Origin of the sequence: Nocardia sp. PE-7 (assembly GCF_030486425.1) — a bacterium.
In the GTDB taxonomy this organism is placed as follows: Bacteria; Actinomycetota; Actinomycetes; order Mycobacteriales; family Mycobacteriaceae; genus Nocardia; species Nocardia salmonicida_A.
The window spans coordinates 1701062-1718236 of record NZ_CP129614.1; the positions used below are offsets into that span (position 1 = coordinate 1701062).

Annotated in this window: 14 protein-coding genes and 1 pseudogene; 12 read left to right on the forward strand and 3 right to left on the reverse strand. The window is 69.3% G+C overall.

What is annotated here, in order from left to right:
• Window positions 1-111: 111 nt before the first annotated feature.
• The 7 genes and pseudogenes from QX204_RS07965 to hisH all read left to right on the forward strand — a co-directional run bounded on the left by QX204_RS07965 (window position 112) and on the right by hisH (window position 9521).
• Window positions 112-2169 (forward strand): acyltransferase family protein, encoded by a 2058-nt coding sequence (locus QX204_RS07965; RefSeq protein WP_301905920.1) that lies wholly within the window; start codon window positions 112-114, stop codon window positions 2167-2169.
• A 67-nt stretch (window positions 2170-2236) separates the two neighbouring features.
• A pseudogene (locus tag QX204_RS07970) lies at window positions 2237-3977 on the forward strand (penicillin-binding transpeptidase domain-containing protein).
• Between the two features lie 89 nt (window positions 3978-4066).
• On the forward strand, window positions 4067-5665 hold the full coding sequence (locus QX204_RS07975) for a serine/threonine-protein kinase (RefSeq protein ID WP_301905921.1): 1599 nt from the start codon (window positions 4067-4069) through the stop codon (window positions 5663-5665).
• 130 nt (window positions 5666-5795) lie between these two features.
• Window positions 5796-7133, forward strand: a complete 1338-nt coding sequence (hisD, locus tag QX204_RS07980) for a histidinol dehydrogenase (protein WP_301905923.1) — start codon at window positions 5796-5798, stop codon at window positions 7131-7133.
• Window positions 7130-8257 carry a histidinol-phosphate transaminase gene (locus QX204_RS07985; RefSeq protein WP_301905924.1) on the forward strand — a complete coding sequence of 376 codons (1128 nt, stop codon included), beginning with the start codon at window positions 7130-7132 and terminating at the stop codon, window positions 8255-8257. Before hisD ends, QX204_RS07985 begins: the two co-directional genes overlap by 4 nt.
• A 23-nt stretch (window positions 8258-8280) precedes the next feature.
• The gene (gene hisB, locus QX204_RS07990) at window positions 8281-8895 is read left to right on the forward strand and encodes an imidazoleglycerol-phosphate dehydratase HisB (RefSeq protein ID WP_056824871.1); all 615 of its coding nucleotides are present in this window, start codon (window positions 8281-8283) and stop codon (window positions 8893-8895) included.
• Complete coding sequence (gene hisH / locus QX204_RS07995; RefSeq protein ID WP_301905925.1) at window positions 8892-9521, forward strand: imidazole glycerol phosphate synthase subunit HisH; 630 nt, start codon at window positions 8892-8894, stop codon at window positions 9519-9521. Before hisB ends, hisH begins: the two co-directional genes overlap by 4 nt.
• A gap of 30 nt (window positions 9522-9551) precedes the next feature.
• Here the strand turns inward: hisH and QX204_RS08000 are convergent, their stop codons facing one another.
• Entirely contained in the window at window positions 9552-10853 is a 1302-nt protein-coding gene (locus tag QX204_RS08000) for a DUF2786 domain-containing protein (protein ID WP_301905926.1), read from the reverse strand.
• Between the two features lie 144 nt (window positions 10854-10997).
• Here QX204_RS08000 and QX204_RS08005 point away from each other — a divergent pair, with 144 nt between their 5' ends.
• Complete coding sequence (locus QX204_RS08005; protein ID WP_301905927.1) at window positions 10998-11600, forward strand: maleylpyruvate isomerase family mycothiol-dependent enzyme; 603 nt, start codon at window positions 10998-11000, stop codon at window positions 11598-11600.
• Here QX204_RS08005 and QX204_RS08010 read toward each other — a convergent pair whose 3' ends face one another.
• A complete protein-coding gene (locus tag QX204_RS08010) occupies window positions 11601-12137 on the reverse strand; it encodes a hypothetical protein (protein WP_301905928.1) in 537 nt (178 codons plus the stop codon). It lies immediately after the preceding gene.
• Between the two features lie 384 nt (window positions 12138-12521).
• On the opposite strand from QX204_RS08010, the gene priA reads away from it, so the two are divergent.
• The 4 genes from priA (at window position 12522) to QX204_RS08030 (ending at window position 15984) form a co-directional block, all read left to right on the forward strand.
• A complete protein-coding gene (gene priA, locus QX204_RS08015; RefSeq protein ID WP_056824696.1) occupies window positions 12522-13253 on the forward strand; it encodes a bifunctional 1-(5-phosphoribosyl)-5-((5-phosphoribosylamino)methylideneamino)imidazole-4-carboxamide isomerase/phosphoribosylanthranilate isomerase PriA in 732 nt (243 codons plus the stop codon).
• An 8-nt stretch (window positions 13254-13261) separates the two neighbouring features.
• Window positions 13262-14083 carry an inositol monophosphatase family protein gene (locus QX204_RS08020; RefSeq protein ID WP_301905929.1) on the forward strand — a complete coding sequence of 274 codons (822 nt, stop codon included), beginning with the start codon at window positions 13262-13264 and terminating at the stop codon, window positions 14081-14083.
• 5 nt (window positions 14084-14088) lie between these two features.
• Window positions 14089-14904, forward strand: coding sequence for an imidazole glycerol phosphate synthase subunit HisF (gene hisF, locus QX204_RS08025; protein ID WP_301905930.1), 816 nt, complete (start codon window positions 14089-14091; stop codon window positions 14902-14904).
• 141 nt (window positions 14905-15045) lie between these two features.
• Window positions 15046-15984: a TIGR03564 family F420-dependent LLM class oxidoreductase gene (locus tag QX204_RS08030; RefSeq protein ID WP_301905931.1), complete on the forward strand. Its 939-nt coding sequence runs from the start codon at window positions 15046-15048 to the stop codon at window positions 15982-15984.
• A gap of 7 nt (window positions 15985-15991) precedes the next feature.
• Here QX204_RS08030 and QX204_RS08035 read toward each other — a convergent pair whose 3' ends face one another.
• Window positions 15992-17149: an acyl-CoA dehydrogenase family protein gene (locus QX204_RS08035; RefSeq protein WP_301905932.1), complete on the reverse strand. Its 1158-nt coding sequence runs from the start codon at window positions 17147-17149 to the stop codon at window positions 15992-15994.
• Window positions 17150-17175 lie beyond the last annotated feature (26 nt).

Consider the following 17175-nt stretch of genomic DNA (forward strand, 5'->3'; position numbering starts at 1 on the left):
CACCCGCTCCGCGCGGCACGGCGGTTTGCTTCCTGGGTGTCCCTACGGCAAATTGATGGTTACTTGCCGGGAAACAAATCTGTTGTGGGGGCCGATTCTGTGGGGTCGTTGGTGCCGAATATCCGGACCGCATCGCCGCTCGTGCCGGGTGCGGCGGATCGCGGCACCGTCGAACGGCGCCAGGATCTGGACGGGCTGCGCGGGGTAGCGATCGCGCTCGTGGTGGCGTTCCACGTGTGGGCGGGCCGCGTATCCGGCGGAGTCGACGTCTTCCTCGTGCTGTCGGGGTTCTTCTTCACCGGCGCTGTGGTGCGCGGGGTGGAGCGCAGCGGCGCGGTGTCGGCCAAGGAGACGGCGCGACGGACCGTGCGCAGGCTGATGCCGTCGTTGGTCGTGGTGTTAGGGGCGATTCTGCTCGCCACGGTGGTGATGCGGCCGTATACCCAGCTGGGCGAGGCCGCCGCGCAGACGTTGGCCTCGATGTTCTACGGCCAGAACTGGTATCTGGCCACGGCCGAGCTCGACTATCTCTCACCCGATCCCTCGGTGAGCCCGTTGCAGCACCTGTGGTCGATGTCGGTGCAGGGGCAGTTCTACCTGGTGATCCTCGCGCTGCTGGCGGGGTGGGCCTGGTTGCGCAGACGAGGCTCGGCCGGGCGGATCGCACTGGTGGTCGTGCTGGGCGGGCTGGCGTCGCTGTCGTTCTGGTACGCCGTTTCGGGGACCGGGCAGCACCAAGCGTGGACCTACTACGACAGCGTCGCGCGCGGCTGGGAGCTGCTGGCCGGTGCGATGCTGGCCGTCGCGGCACCCTGGTTGCGGTTACCGAATCGGTTGCGTGGGCTCGCGGCCGCGCTCGGGCTGGCGATGGTGCTGTCGTGCGGACCGCTGTTCGACGGCGCGAATCAGTTCCCCGGCGTCGCGGCGCTGTGGCCGGTGGCGGCCGCCTGCCTGGTGATCGCCTCGGGGTTCGCGGCGGCAACACAGGCGTGGCCGAACCGGCTGCTGGCCGGACGTGTGTGTACCGAACTCGGCGCGCTGGCCTACCCGCTGTATCTGTGGCACTGGCCGATCCTGATCTTCTACCTGGGCGAGACCGGGCGCGCGAATGCCGGGCTCGTCGACGGGCTGGTGGTGATCGGCGCCTCGCTGGTGCTGGCCTACGCGACCACTCGGCTGATCGAGACGCCGCTGCGGATGCCGCCTCGGGGTGAGCGGGCGGAAACTCGCAAGGCGGCCGGCGCCCTGGTCACCGCTACGGCGGTGGCGGTCCTGATCGCCTCGGTGGGATGGCAGGTGGTGCTGGTGGCCAACCCGGCGGTGCCGCCGCAGGCACTGGACACCCACCGCTATCCGGGCGCCGCCGCCCTGTACACCGGCGCCGAGTACTCCCCGGAACCCATGCGCCCCACGGTCTTCGAAGGCCAGGCCGACACCCCGGCACCGACCACCGACGGTTGTATCACGCCCAATCGTGAAGTCCGCGTCTGTACCTACGGCGACCCCACCGCCACCCGCTCGATCGCACTGGTCGGCGGCTCGCACTCCGAACACTGGTTGCCCGCGCTGGAACCGCTCGCCGTGGAACACGGGTTCCGGGTGGTGTCCTATCTCAAGGAAGGATGCCCGGTGGTCCTCGCCGATCAGCCGTCTTACGCCGAGTGGCCGTTCCCGGAGTGCCACGAATGGTCGGTGGAGGTGCTCGACCGGCTGTCGGCCGAACCGCCGGACTGGGTGCTGACCCTGTCCACCCGCTACCGCATGAACGGTGTGGGTGATGAGGTGCCCGCCGAATACCTCGAGGTGTGGACGGCGATGCAGGACCGGGGCTTCAACGTGCTCGCGCTGCGTGACACCCCACGACTGCGCCGCGACGGCGTTCTCTACCGAGCCACCGATTGCCTGGCCCACCGCGGTGACCCCGACAGCTGCGGGCTCGATCGCGGCGAGGTCCTCGACCCGCACGATCCCGCCGAGGTGCCGGCGGCCGGCTACCCGAATATCCATCCGCTCGACCTGTCCGATGCCGTCTGCCGACCGCAGCGCTGCCGGGTGGTCGAGGGCAATGTGCTCATCTATCGCGACGAGCACCACCTGACCGCCAGTTATGCTCGCTCGCTGGCTCCCGAACTCGGCCGCCAGATCGGGGCGATCACCGGGTGGTGGTAGCCGATGGGCTCGTCACAGCAGAAACGACAACCCCACCGGCACCACGGAGCGAGCTAGTCTCGGACCCGTGCGCACTCCACGGAAGGCATCGGTCCTACTCGTCGCGCTCGCTGCGCTGCCCCTGGCCTGCTCGTCGGGACCCGACCAACCACAGACCGTCGCCGAGTCCTTCGCCGCCGCGCTGACCAGCGGAGACGCCGCCGCCGCTGCCGAACTCACCGACGCGCCCGAGGCGGCCCGCCCGGTCCTGACGGCGCTGTTCGACAACCTCGGCAAGAACGACACGGTCCGGGTGTCGTCCACCGACGACACGTCGTTCACGCTGGAATCCACCTGGAGATTCGGCCCCGACGGCCGCAACGCGTGGACCTACTCGAGTGCCGGAACCACCACCGGCGACGACGGGTGGAAGATCGCCTGGCAGCCGACCACGGTCGCGCCCGGCCTCGACCTGGGTCCGCTCAGCTACAGCCCGGTCGCCGCGACCGGCCAGAGTGCTCGACGCCTCCGGTGGTGACCTGATGACCCAGCAGGTGGTCACGCTGGTGAACGTCGCACCTGATGCCGACCTGCCCGCCGTCGCCGCGCTGTTAGCGCCCCAGGGCGTCAGCGAGGCCACCTTACGGACGGATCTGGCTGCGGCACAGGGCAAACCGATCACCGCCGTCGCCCTGCGCGATGCCGACATCGCGCCCGTGCAGCAGGCGCTGACCGGCGTGCGCGGCGTGACGCTCGCGCCACAGACCCGGCTGCTCACCGTCGACAAGACGCTGGCCGGACCCACCATCGGGGGACTCGCCGAGGTCTGGCAGGACCAAGCCGACACCGCCGCGGGCTGGGCGATCCGCGCGCAGACCGCCGAGGGCACCCAGCGCATCGCCGGACCCGACGCGAAGCCGACTCCCGACATCGCCAGCACCCTCGACATCGACCTCCAGCACGCGGCGGAGGACGCACTGACCCCGATCGCCACCCCGTCCGCCATCGTCGCGCTGCGACCCTCGACCGGCGAGGTGCTGGCCGTCGCCCAGAACGCGCCCGCCGACGCCCAGGGCCCGATCGCGCTGACCGGGCTCTACCCGCCGGGCTCCACGTTCAAGACCGTCACGGTCTCGGCGGCCCTGCAAGCGGGCGGCGTCACCCCGGACACTGTGCTGCCCTGCCCGGGCCGGGCCACCATCGAGGGCCGCACGATTCCCAACGACAACGGCTTCGACCTGGGTATGGTGCCCCTGCACACCGCGTTCGCGCGTTCGTGCAACACCACGATGGCCGAGTTGGGAGTGAAATTGCCCGCCGACGGATTGACCGCGGCCGCCCAGCAGCTCGGCCTCGGGGTGGATTATGTGACACCCGCCTTGACGACTGTCACAGGGAAAGTTCCACCCGCCGAAAATCCGGCGCAACGGGTCGAATCGAGCATCGGACAGGGCACGGTGACCGCCTCGCCGTTCGGGATGGCGCTCGTCGCGGCCTCCCTCGCGCACGGTTCCGCGCCCGCGCCGAGCCTCATCCGCGGCCGTCCCGGCACCCCGGATCGGACGTCGCCGCCGGTGCCCGCGACGGTGACGTCGCAGCTAGAGACCATGATGGGGGAGACGGTGAGTGCGGGCACAGCCACCGCGCTGCGCGACATCCCCGGTCTGCTCGGCAAGACCGGTACCGCGGAGTATCTCGACGACACTCATGCCCACGGCTGGTTCGTCGGCATCGAGGGTGATCTGGCGTTCGCGGTGTTCGTCGCGGACGCCGGAAGCTCCGGACCGGCGGTCGAGGCAGCGGGACGGATGCTACGTGTGACACCATGAGTCGTCTTTCCCCCCCGCAGGCGAGCAATCCCCCCGCTGCCGCACGCGGTCACCACTGCGCCAGCTACACTCGGCGGCGGACCATACCCATGGTCAATACGCGGGATGTCACAATTTCGAGAAGGTTCGGAGTAGGCGCCATCGATACCGGTCAGAAGATCGCGGAGCATTACCGCCTGGTCGAGCGTATTGGTAGCGGCGGCACAGGCGTTGTATGGCGTGCTGTCGACGAACGCCTCCAACGCTCCGTGGCAGTGAAGCAGATCCATATCAAACCCAGCTTGCCCGAGGGCGAGCGGGATGTGTTGCGCCAGCGCGCGATTCGGGAAGCTCGCAACGCTGCGCGCTTCCAGCATCCCAATGCCATCGTGGTATTCGACATCACCGAGCACAACGGTGATCCGTGCCTGGTGATGGAGTACCTCAAGTCGGTCAGCCTCGCAGGGGAACTGGGCCAGAAGGGCCCGCTGCCACTGCTCGAGGTCGCCCGCATCGGTGAGATGGTCGCTTCTTCGCTGATCGCCGCGCACCAGGCCGGTTTGGTGCACCGCGACGTGAAACCGGGCAATATCCTGCTCGGCGACCACGGTGAGGTGAAGATCACCGACTTCGGCATCTCCCGTGCGGCCGGCGACGTGACGCTCACCGAGACCGGGCTGATCTGCGGAACTGCCGCTTATCTGGCCCCCGAAGTGGCGCGCGGCTCCGATCCCACGCCCGCCGCCGACGTATTCGCCCTCGGCGCAACGCTTTTCCACGCGCTGGAAGGCGAACCGCCCTACGGCGCCAACGCCAACCCCCTCGCGGTGCTCTACGCCGCCGCCAACGGTCAGGTGCGCGAGCCCCACAACGCGGGCCCCGCCACCGACTTCCTGCTCGATCTGCTCAGCCCGGATCCGCTCGACCGTCCGACGATGACCGAAGCCCGCGACGCGCTGGCCTCCTTCGCCGAGGACGACGCGGTCCCCGCCGGATTCGTGCCTGCCAGTGAGGCTTTCAATCGCCGTAACTCCGCGGCGACCACCCAGGTGATCCGGCAGTCCGGTCGCCGGGCCTCCCATGCCGGCGCGTCCACAGCCACGACCCGTCAGATCCGCTCGAACCCGCGTCCGCAGGTCCGGCAGGACACCGCGGCGCACCCGCAGACCCAGGCCCATCCCATGCCCGCCCCCCCGCGCAAGCAGGCGGGCAAGGGGCGTGCGGTGCTGATCGGATCCGGTGTCGGCGCGCTCATCGCGGCGATCGCCGTCGCCGTCAGCGCGCTGAGCAGCTCCGATTCCGATTCACCGCGCCCGCAGGCGAGTCCGCCGACTTCGGTGCAGGCCTCGGCGGCTCCCAAGCCGAGCGCGGCGGTTCCGCCGCTCGGGCAGGCCAGCAATGTCGGCACCGTCGACATCGGTTCGGCCGGTCTGCTGGTCGAGAACTTCTTCAGCAATCCGGGTGGTTCGTGGTCGCTGCTCACCCCCGCCGCGCAGGACGTGTACGGCAGTGAGTCCGCGTTCCGCGAATACTGGAACGACCGCACCGTCGAGAACTTCGCCAGCATCACCGCGGTCAGTGGCAACAATGCCGACGGCTCCACGAATATGCGCCTGGCCAGCATTACCATCAACGGCTCGACGAAGGCCATGGTCATGCGCGTGGTGAGCTCGGGCGGCAGTCTGCGGATCGACGGGGACACCCGCTAGCTGGTACGTGCGACGGATCCGAGGGACGGGTCCGTCGCCTCGGCGGGATGTGGGTGGAAAACCGATGGCGGGCGACCATTAGGCTGGTACCTGACCTGAGCCCCACCACAGAACAGGACCGTACCCCGATATGACTCCCCGCATCGAGCTCGCCCGCGTCGATCTGCGCGGTCGTACTCCTTCCGCTGCCGAGCTGCGCACCGCGCTGCCGCGCGGAGGGGTCGACGTGGACTCGGTGCTGCATCATGTGCGGCCGGTCGTCGAGGACATCCGCGATCGGGGCGCCGCGGCGGCGCTGGACTACAGCGAGAAGTTCGACGGCGTGCGGCCCGCCGTGGTGCGGGTTCCGGTCGGCGAACTGACCAAGGCGCTGGCCGAGCTGGACCCGGCTGTGCGCGCCGCACTCGAGGTGGCGATCGAGCGGACCAGGAAGGTCCACGCTGATCAGCGGCGTACCGACACGGTGACCGAGGTCGTGCCCGGCGGCACCGTCACCGAGAAGTGGCTGCCGGTGGAGCGGGTCGGGCTGTATGTGCCCGGCGGCAACGCGGTGTATCCGTCCTCGGTCGTGATGAACGTGGTGCCCGCGCAGGCCGCCGGCGTCGAGTCGCTGGTGGTGGCCTCGCCGCCGCAGGCGCAGTTCGGCGGGCTGCCGCACCCGACGATCATGGCGGCCGCCGCGCTGCTCGGCGTCGACGAGGTGTGGGCGGTCGGTGGTGCGCAGGCGGTGGCGTTGCTGTCCTACGGCGGTATCGATACCGACGGTGGGGCGCTCGAGCCCGTCGATCTCATCACCGGCCCCGGCAATATCTATGTCACCGCGGCCAAGCGGCTGTGCCGCGGGCTGGTCGGCATCGATGCCGAGGCGGGCCCGACCGAGATCGCGGTGCTGGCCGATGCCACGGCCGATCCGGTACATGTGGCCGCTGATCTGATCAGCCAGGCCGAGCACGATGTGCTCGCGGCGAGTGTGCTCGTCACCGATTCCGTCGCGCTGGCCGACGCGGTCGACGCCGCGCTCAATGCTCAACTCGCCGTGGTCAAGCACCACGATCGCGTGTGGGAGGCGTTGAGCGGCAAGCAGTCCGGGATCGTGCTCGTCGACGACATCGCGCAGGGCCTTCGGGTGGTCGACGCCTATGCCGCCGAGCACCTCGAGATCCAGACCGTCGACGCCGCCGCGGTCGCCGCGCGGGTGCGCAGCGCGGGCGCGATCTTCGTCGGTCCGTGGGCGCCCGTCAGCCTGGGTGACTACTGCGCGGGCTCCAATCACGTGCTGCCGACCGCGGGCTGCGCGCGCCACTCCTCCGGGCTGAGCGTGCAGACGTTCCTGCGCGGCATCCACATCGTGGAGTACACCGAGGCGGCGTTGAAGGATGTCGCCGGACATGTTGTCGCCTTGGCCGACGCGGAGGATCTGCCCGCGCACGGCCAGGCTGTGCAGGCGCGTTTCGAGGCGCTGTCGTGAGCACTCCCACCGTGCCCGGCGCCTCGGCGACCCTGGACCAGCTGCCGCTGCGCGACAACCTGCGGGGCAAATCGCCTTATGGCGCACCGCAATTGACGGTGCCCGTCCAGCTCAATACCAATGAGAACCCCCACCCGCCGAGCAAGGCGCTGATCGACGACGTCGCCGAATCGGTGCGGGCCGCCGCCGCGGACCTGCACCGGTACCCCGATCGCGACGCCGTCGCACTGCGTCACGACCTGGCCGAGTACCTGACCCGCCAGACCGGCGTCGCTGTCGACACCGCGAACGTGTGGGCGGCCAACGGCTCCAACGAGATTCTGCAGCAGCTGCTGCAGGCCTTCGGCGGGCCCGGTCGCAGCGCACTGGGTTTCGTGCCGTCGTACTCGATGCACCCGATCATCTCGGAGGGCATCGACACCGAGTGGGTCGAGGCCAAGCGCAGCGGTGACTTCTCGCTCGACATCGACTACGCGGTGGCCCAGATCGCCGAACGCCGCCCCGATGTGGTGTTCGTGACGAGTCCGAACAACCCGACCGGGCACAGCATTCCGATCGACGAGCTCGAGCGGATTCTCGATGTCGCGCCCGGCATCGTCGTCGTGGACGAGGCCTACGGCGAGTTCTCGGCGGCTCCGAGCGCGATCACGTTGATCGACCGGTTCCCGACCAAGCTGGTGGTCACCCGGACCATGAGCAAGGCGTTCGCCTTCGCGGGTGGGCGCCTGGGTTACCTGGCCGCCTCGCCCGCGGTGATCGACGCGATTCTGCTGGTGCGGTTGCCGTATCACCTGTCGGTCGTCACCCAGGCCGCGGCGCGCGCCGCCCTGCGCCATGCCGACGAAACCCTCGGCAGCGTCGCGGAACTGGCCGCTCAGCGCGACCGGGTCGCCGCCGCGCTGGCGGCGCTCGACTTCGAGGTGATCCCCAGCGACGCCAATTTCGTGCTGTTCGGCCGGTTCACCGATGCGGGCGCGGCGTGGCAGCACTACCTGGACGCGGGCGTGCTGATCCGCGACGTCGGTATCCCCGGTTACCTGCGCGCCACCATCGGCCTGGCCGCCGAGAACGACGAATTCCTGCGCGTGAGCCGCGATATCGCGGGCACCGACCTTACTCACTGAATCCACCTGTGGAGGAACACATCATGAGCAGAACAGCGCGGGTGGAACGCGTCACCAAAGAGTCCTCGATTCTGGTGGAGCTGAACCTCGACGGCACCGGGCAGACCGAGATCTCCACCGGGGTGCCGTTCTACGACCACATGCTGACCGCACTGGGCGCGCACGCCGGGTTCGACCTGGTCGTGCGGGCCGAGGGCGACATCGAGATCGAAGCCCACCACACGGTCGAGGACACCGCGATCGTGCTGGGTCAGGCGCTCGGCCAGGCACTGGGCGACAAGAAGGGCATCCGCCGCTTCGGCGACGCGTTCATCCCGATGGACGAGACCCTCGCGCACGCCGCCGTCGACGTGTCCGGTCGCCCCTACTGCGTGTTCACCGGCGAGCCGGAGCACCTGGTGCACACCATCATTCCCAGTGCGGGCCCCGGCGCCTCATACTCGACCGTGCTCAACAAGCACGTCTTCGAGTCGATCGCGCAGAACGCCCGGATCGCCCTGCACGTGCGGGTGCTCTACGGCCGCGACCAGCACCACATCACCGAGGCCGAGTTCAAGGCTGTGGCGCGGGCTCTGCGCGCCGCCGTCGAGATCGACCCGCGGGTCAGCGGTGTGCCGTCCACGAAGGGTGTGCTGTGAGATCGGTTGTTCTGCTCGACTACGGTTCCGGCAACCTGCACTCCGCCGAACGCGCGCTGGTGAGGGCGGGAGCGCAGGTTGAGGTCACCGCCGATCCGCAGGCCGCGTTGGCGGCCGACGGACTCGTCGTTCCCGGCGTCGGCGCGTACGCGGCCTGCATGGCCGGGCTGCTCGCGGTGCGCGGTGACCGGATCATCGGCCAGCGCCTGGCCGGTGGGCGTCCGGTGCTCGGCATCTGCGTCGGCATGCAGGTCATGTTCGACCGCGGCGTCGAGTTCGGCGTCGAGACCGAAGGCTGCGGCGAATGGCCCGGCACGGTCGCGGGCCTCGACGCCCCCGTCCTGCCGCACATGGGCTGGAACACGGTGAAGGCCCCCGCCGACAGCACCCTGTTCGCCGGCATGGACGCCGACACCCGCTTCTACTTCGTCCACTCCTACGCGGCCCAACAGTGGGAACTGCCCGACAACGAGCACATCGCCGCCCCGAAGCTCACCTGGGCCGAGCACGGTGTGCCGTTCCTGGCCGCGGTGGAGAACGGGCCGCTGTCGGCTACGCAGTTCCACCCGGAGAAGTCCGGCGACGCGGGTGCTCAGCTGCTGCGCAACTGGATCGGATCGCTGTAGCTCGAGCGAGGGCATCGAGCCATTGTCGGGTCAGGGATTGTCGACGTCGGCGCGGTCGGCGGCCTCGGTGCCGGCGGTCCAGCCCTCGGCGCTGCGGATGGTGATGCCGCGGGTGCGGACGGTGGGGAAGTAGGCGTCGAAGGCTTTGTCCACTCGTTGCTGGTGGGTAGCCAAAACCGGGAGTAGGCGGGTGGGGTCGGGGGAGTCGGCGATGGTCGCCTCGGCGGCCTCGGCGAGGCGTTCGCCGATGCGGGTGGCGTAGGCGGTGAGGAAGGCCTTGCGGTAATGGCGGGAGCGGGATTCCTCGGTGGCGGCGTTGTCGATCATGGTGCGGGTGGCTTGGACGAGCAGGGACGTCGACAGGATTTCCACGGCGTCGAGGTCGGGGTCGTCGCCGACGATCGTGACGAAACCCCAGTCGGCGACGAAGATCGCGCGGGAGCGGTTGGCTCGGGTGACCATGTCGATGAGCAGGGCTTTGGCGTCGGTGTAGGGGGTTTCGAGCCAGAGACGGCGGGCGGCGGGGAGGTCGGGGTCGGTGCGCTGGGAATCGATCAGGGCGCGGTCGATCGCGTACTTGGTCATGAGTTCCTGCGCCTTGGCGGACAGGGTTTCGGCTTCCTCGGCGAAGGACGTCGACTCGGCTTTGGCGAGGAGGCCGCGAACCCGGCCGAGGGTTTTCTCGTCGACGTGGTGGTGGGCGACGGTCTGCGTCCGGGTGCCGGGGAGGGGAACGATCTGCTCGAGTTTCGGAAGTTGGATGAGCAGGGCCAGGGCGGTGAGGGCTGATTCGAGGGCCTCGTCGGCGGTGAGCAGTGCGCGATCGGCCCACTGTTCGAGGTGGGGGCGCTCGGCTGTCCACCACACCGTGGCGCCCAGTTCGTCCAGTTGGGCCTGCCAGATCTCGTCGACCGACTCGGCCCCGAAGCCGACCCGGTGGCCGGCCAGCAGGTCGGTCAGATAGCCGACCGCGAACTCGTCGACCCGTCTGCGCGCGGCCTCGTGAACATCCATCGGCAACCAGCCGAACTCGAAGGCGCGGGCGATGATTCGTCGCGCGGCGAGCTGGACCCCGGCGGCCGACACCGCGCCCGATACCTGTTCTACGAAACTCTTGATCGCGCTCTTGTCGCCCTGTGCGGCCAGGAAGGCGACGGTCGCGATCGCATCGGCCACCTGCGACGGATCGCCCGACACCGCGGCATCGATCGGAAGTCCGGGAGCGGCTGTCGGCTTGCGACCGGTCCGGCGCCGACGATTCTGCTTGGCCAAGGTTCGCCGATCCTGTTCGTGGAGGTGGAGGAGAAGTTCGCGGCGTTCATTGTCGCGCATCGCGGCACGGTCGTGCGGTCGGCTTCACCGCGTCGGTCCAGGTCAGCGGAGCTGGACGGATCACGGTCGGTCATCATCGCTCGCCCAGGAGAATCCGACCGTGGAAGGATTCGCCGAGGCGGTCGGCCCGATTAGGGTGGCGGTATGAGTTATCGGGGGATGTTGGTCGACGAACGGGCCGAACTGGTCGAACTGCTGCGGGGGTTGAGCGAGCGGGAATGGGAGACGCCGTCGCTGTGCGCGGGGTGGCGGGTTCGCGATGTCGTGGGGCATCTGATGCAGGACACGCTGAGTCCGCTGAGCTACGCGGGGGTGGTGCTGAAGAGTCGCGGCTCGGTGAAGCGCACCAATAATGCTCTCGCGCAATCGTTCTCGGGCATCTCCACCGAGCAGTTGGTGGACAAACTCGACAAGGAGTCGGGTCGGCTGTCGAAGTATTCGCCCCGGCTCATGCTCTCCGACCTCGTGGTCCACCACCAGGACATCCGGCGCCCGCTGGGTCGTCCCCGCACGATCCCCGCCGACCGCCTCATCGCGGTGCTGTCCTACCCCGACCCCTTCGCCTTCCCCGGCAGATTCACCAAGAATCTGCGTTTCGTCGCCACCGACGTGTCGTGGTCCTCGGGCGAGGGCCCGGAAGTGCGCGGCCCGGGCGAGGCCATCGCCCTGGCCGTCGTCGGCCGTACCGTCGCCCTCGACGACCTCACCGGCGACGGACTCCCCGAACTCCGCCGCCGCCTCGGCTGACTACTTCAGCAGCGGGGAATCGAGTTCGTGCAAGAGCCAGCGGCCCCAGACATTGGTCAGCTTGACGTTGATGACCATGTTCAGGCGCTGGGGTTCGGGAGTGTTCGCGTTGGAACGGATCTGTGTCATCGTCACCAGAACGTCCGCGTTGAGAAAATCGCCGCTCACCGCACCGCAGGTGATGTTTTCGGCGGTGGAGCGAACCTCCGCTTGACGCATGGCTGCTGCCAGCGCGCCCCTGGACTCGGTGAACTCGGCATGGAATGCGCCCGTGCTCCGGGCGAGGACACGCTCGAAGTAGCCGTCGAGGTCGTGTGCGTGGTCGTAGGTCGACACTTCACGGCCGAAATCGCAGCCCGCGAGCCGCGCCGCGTCCGGGGCGTCCGCTGCCGCATTCGGCGCTACGATCACCGCCGCCATCGCGATCGAACCCAGCAAGCTACCCAGTACACCTGTACGGAACACAATTTTCCTTTGATCGGTCCAGCCGACGCGGATCCGCGCGTCGCAGCGAACTGTATTCAGAACCACCGACATCAGATGTAATCAACGCCCGCTCAACAGGATTCGGCGCAAGCGCGGCGGCGTGGCGAATACCGGCCGGGTCGAACGTCGCAGCGTGATCGCGGTATCCGTCCGCGACAGCTTGTCGGGATCGCGCACGGAGTCCGGGATCGCGCACGGAGTAGCAGCCCGGTGATGAGACGGTCCTCGACGCGTACCGCGAAGACTGCGTCGATGACGCCGTCGAATCGAAGGATCAGGGCCGGGTGGCTGTTGAGCTGGGTCGGGTTCGACAGGCATCTCGTCGCCGATCGTCGCCGCGGCCGACCGAGCGCGCACGGCGGGGTTCGCGTGACACGGGCCTCACCGCCGCGGACCGTTGCGGGAACGCGGACACAGACCTACTAGTCTGAATGGGTGAGTCTTGTGCTGTTGCCCGCTGTCGATGTCGCCAATGGTGAGGCCGTGCGCCTTGTGCAAGGGGAGGCCGGTAGCGAAACGAGCTATGGGTCGCCTCGGGACGCGGCGTTGGCGTGGCAGCAAGCGGGCGCGGAGTGGGTGCATCTGGTCGATCTGGACGCGGCCTTCGGTAAGGGAAGCAATCGCGAACTGATCGCCCAGGTCGTCGGCGAGCTCGATGTGAAGGTCGAACTGTCCGGTGGTATCCGTGACGACGACTCGCTGAAGGCGGCGCTGGCGACCGGGTGCGCGCGGGTGAACATCGGCACCGCGGCGATCGAGAACCCGCAGTGGTGTGCCCGGGTGCTCGGCGAGTACGGCGACCGGATCGCGGTCGGGCTCGACGTCAAGCAGATCGACGGGCAGTGGCGCCTGCGCGGTCGCGGCTGGGTGACCGACGGCGGCGACCTGTGGGAGGTGCTCGAACGCCTCGAACGCGACGGGTGCGCGCGCTATGTCGTCACCGACGTCTCCAAGGACGGCACCCTGACCGGGCCGAACCTGGAACTGCTGAGCGAGGTCGCCAACGCCGCCGAGGCGCCGGTGGTCGCCTCCGGCGGTATCTCGGTGCTCGACGACCTCGTCGCCATCGCGGGCCTGGCCGACGACGGTGTGGAGGGCGCGATCATCGGCAAGGCGTTGTACGCGGGCCGGTTCACGCTGCCGCAAGCGCTGGCCGCGGTGCGCTGACCCCACTGATGACCGCCACGCCGAGCACTGCCGAACTGACCGACCTGCTGACCGTCGCCACCCAGATCCTGGACGGCGTGGTGCCGCGTTTCGTCGAGGGCCTCGGCGCGCCGAGCGCGGTGACCAAGGGCCGCAACGACTTCGCCACCGAACTGGATCTCGAGCTGGAACGCACCATCTCCGCCGAGCTCCAGCAACGCACCGGGATCGCGGTGCACGGCGAGGAATTCGGTGGGCCCGCGCTCACCTCGGGCACGGCTTGGGTGCTCGATCCGATCGACGGCACCTTCAACTACTCCTCCGGCCACCCCATGTCGGGCACGCTGCTGGCACTGGTGCACGAGGGCGAGCCGGTGATCGGCCTGACCTGGCTGCCCATGCTCGGCCGTCGCTACGCCGCGGTGACCGGTGGACCGGTATACCTCGACGGTGTGGCGTTGCCGCCACTGGCGCCGGGCAAACTCGCCGACTCCATGATCGGGTTCGGCGCCTTCAACCTCGACTCGGCGGGCCGCATCCCCGGCCAGTTCCGATTCGACCTGCTCGGTGCGCTGAGCCGGTTGTCCTCGCGGGTGCGGATGCACGGCGCGACCGGCATCGACCTGGCGTTCACCGCGTCCGGGGTGCTCGGCGGCGCGGTCGTGTTCGGGCACCATCCGTGGGACAACGCGGCCGGGGTCGCGCTGGTGCGCGCCGCGGGCGGCGTGGTCACCGACCTCGCCGGCGCGCCGTGGACCATCACCTCCGGTTCGGTGCTGGCCGCAGCGCCGGGCGTGCACGAGGAACTGCTGGAAATGATTTGCACCGTCAGCGAAGAAGAACGAGGGTGAACCGCATGACACCGCGCACCGACGAACGAGCGAGCACCACCGCGCCGAGCACCCTGGCCGTCCGCGTGATCCCGTGCCTGGACGTCGACGCCGGTCGTGTGGTGAAGGGCGTGAACTTCCAGAACCTGCGCGACGCGGGTGATCCGGTGGAACTGGCCGCGACCTATGACGCCCAGGGCGCCGACGAGCTGACCTTCCTCGACGTCACCGCCTCCACCGGCGACCGCGGCACCATGCTCGACGTGGTGACCCGCACCGCCGAACAGATCTTCATCCCGCTCACCGTCGGCGGCGGCGTGCGCACGGTCGACGACGTCGACCGGTTGCTGCGCGCGGGCGCGGACAAGGTGTCGGTGAACACCGCCGCCATCGCGCGCCCCGAAGTGCTGTTCGAGATGTCGCAGCGCTTCGGCGCGCAGTGCATCGTGCTCTCGGTCGACGCGCGCACCGTGCCCGACGGTGCGCCCGACACCCCGTCCGGCTGGGAGGTCACCACGCACGGCGGCAAGCGCGGCACCGGCATCGACGCCGTCGAATGGGCCATCCGCGGCGCCGAACTCGGCGTGGGCGAGATCCTGCTGAACTCGATGGACGCCGACGGCACCAAGGCCGGTTTCGATCTGCCGATGATCACCGCGGTGCGCGCGGCGGTGCGCGTACCGGTGATCGCCAGCGGCGGCGCCGGTGCGGTGGGGCACTTCCCGCCCGCCGTCCACGCCGGCGCCGACGCGGTACTCGCCGCGAGCGTCTTCCACTTCGGCGACCTCACCATCGGTCAGGTGAAAGACGCGATGCGCGCGGACGGCATCACCGTCCGCTGACACGAACTCGGGTCGCGGGCCGAATTCGCCTGATACCGAGAACTTTCGGTGGCTACGCACCACGATCCATCGCTGCGCGGACGATGGAATCAGCGTGCGTCGATCGCGTTGGGATCCGTGGTGGACGGTGTTGTCACCGGGATGAGCATCGGAATCGCATTGTCCCCGTCCACTCTCGACCCATCCGCCAATAGCGTGGACACGGCCGTCCACCAAGCAAGGGTGGCCGCTGAGGTCGGGCTGAGCTCGGTGTGGTCGGGACAGGCTTTCAGTAGTGATTCGATCCTGTTGGCGGCCTTGATCGGCCGGGCGGTGCCCGCGATCGAAGTGGGGACCTCGGTGGTGCCGGTACCGGGCAGGCATCCGCTGCTGGTGGCGGGCCAGGCGCAGACCGCGCAGGCGGCGACCGGCGGCCGGTTCGTACTCGGGCTGGGGCTCGGCGCCCGATCGCTGTCCGAGCGCGCGTTCGGCGGGCCGTTCGACCGGCCCGCCCTGCGGCTGCGTGAATTCCTCACCGCGCTGCGGTCGATTCTCGACACGGGTGAGGTCGACTTCCGCGGTGAGACGCTGACGGCCGCCAATCCGATGCCCACGGCGGTGGCGGGCGCCGACCCGACGGTGCCGGTGCTGGTCGCGGCCATGGGGCCGCAGGCGCTGCGGGCCACCGGCGAACTGGCCGACGGCACCCTGCCCTTCCTGGTCGGTCCCGAGGCGCTGGCCGAGCACATCGTCGCGCCGTTGCGGGCCGCCGCGGCGGAGGCAGGCAGGCCGCGACCTCGCATCGTCGCGATGGTTCCCGGTGTCGTCACCAGCGACGTCGCCGCGGCGCGCGACATCGCCGCGGCGAAAACCGCCTTCTACGACACGATTCCGTCCTATCAGCGGGTGGTCGCGCTCTCGGGCGCGCAGCGGGCCGCCGAACTGGTGGTGATCGGCGACGAGGAGACGGTCGCCGCACGGGTGGCCGACTACTTCGCCGCGGGCGCCACCGATGTGGTGTTCTCGCAGACCGATCTGACCACGCCCGAAGACCAGCAGCGCACCTGGCGCCTGCTCGGGGAGCTGAACCGCGCCCGCTGACCCGGTCTCACAGGCCCATCTCGGCGGCGATGATCGTGCGAAGGACGTCGCTGGTGCCGCCCATGATGCGGTCGATCCGGTGGTCGGCGTAGAGGCGGGCGATGGGGGAGTCCGCGAGATAGCCGATGCCGCCGTGCAATTGGAGGCAACGGTCGATCACCCGCCCCGCCGACTCGGTGCAGAACAGTTTGGCCGCGGCCGCGTCGGCGGGAGTCAGGTCGCCGCGATCGTGGGCGGCCAGCGCGCGGTCGACGACCGCCTCGACGGCATCGACCTCGGCGCGGCAGGCAGCCAGTTCGAACCCGGTGTTCTGGAAACTCGCCACCGAGTGCGCCGACGCGGTGCGCTCGGTGGTGAAGCGGTGGGCGAAACGGACCGCCGCCCTGGCCTGCGCGTGGGCGCCGACGGCGATGGTCAGACGTTCCCGTGGCAGCTGCGTGGCGAGATGAGCATGGCCGCGATGCGCCTGGCCGAGGCGATCGCTCACCGGCACCCGTACATCGGTGAAAGTGAGTTCGGCTGTGTCGGAGACCTTTCGGCCGAGAGTGTCGAGTGCGCGACCCACCCGGAACCCGGGCGCGGTGGCATCGACCACGAGCAGCGACAGGCCGTAGGAGGGGTCGGAGGAATTCGGGGACGCGGTGCGCGCGCACACGATGACACGGTCGGCGTGTACACCACCGATCACGAAGGTCTTCGAACCGTTGAGCAGGTATTCGGTGCCGTCCAGCGACAACGGCGCGGTGGTCCGCATGCCGGCGGGCTCCGTATCGGTCCCCGGCTCGGCGACCGCGAGCGCGAACATCGTCTCACCGGTGACGAATCCCGGCAGCCAACGCTGCCGCTGTTCGGCGGTCGCCAGCGCGTCGAGCAGCGGCAGACAGCGCGACACATGGGCGCTCGAACCACCGAAAGACACTGCGGCGCGCGCGATCTCCTCGGCGAGCACGGCGCGGTAGCGGATCGACGCGAGGCCGGAGCCGCCGTACTCGACGGGCACCTCCAAGCCGAGGATCCCGAGTTCGCCCAGCCGGTAATAGAATTCGCGCGGCACCCGTCCCTCGTCGTACCACCTGCCGAAACTCGGCACGACTTCGTCCTCGATGAACGCGCGCATCGACGCCCGGAAGGCGCGGTGCTCGGCATCGAAAACTGTTCTGCGCATGAGATTCCTAACCGGCCGGAAACGGC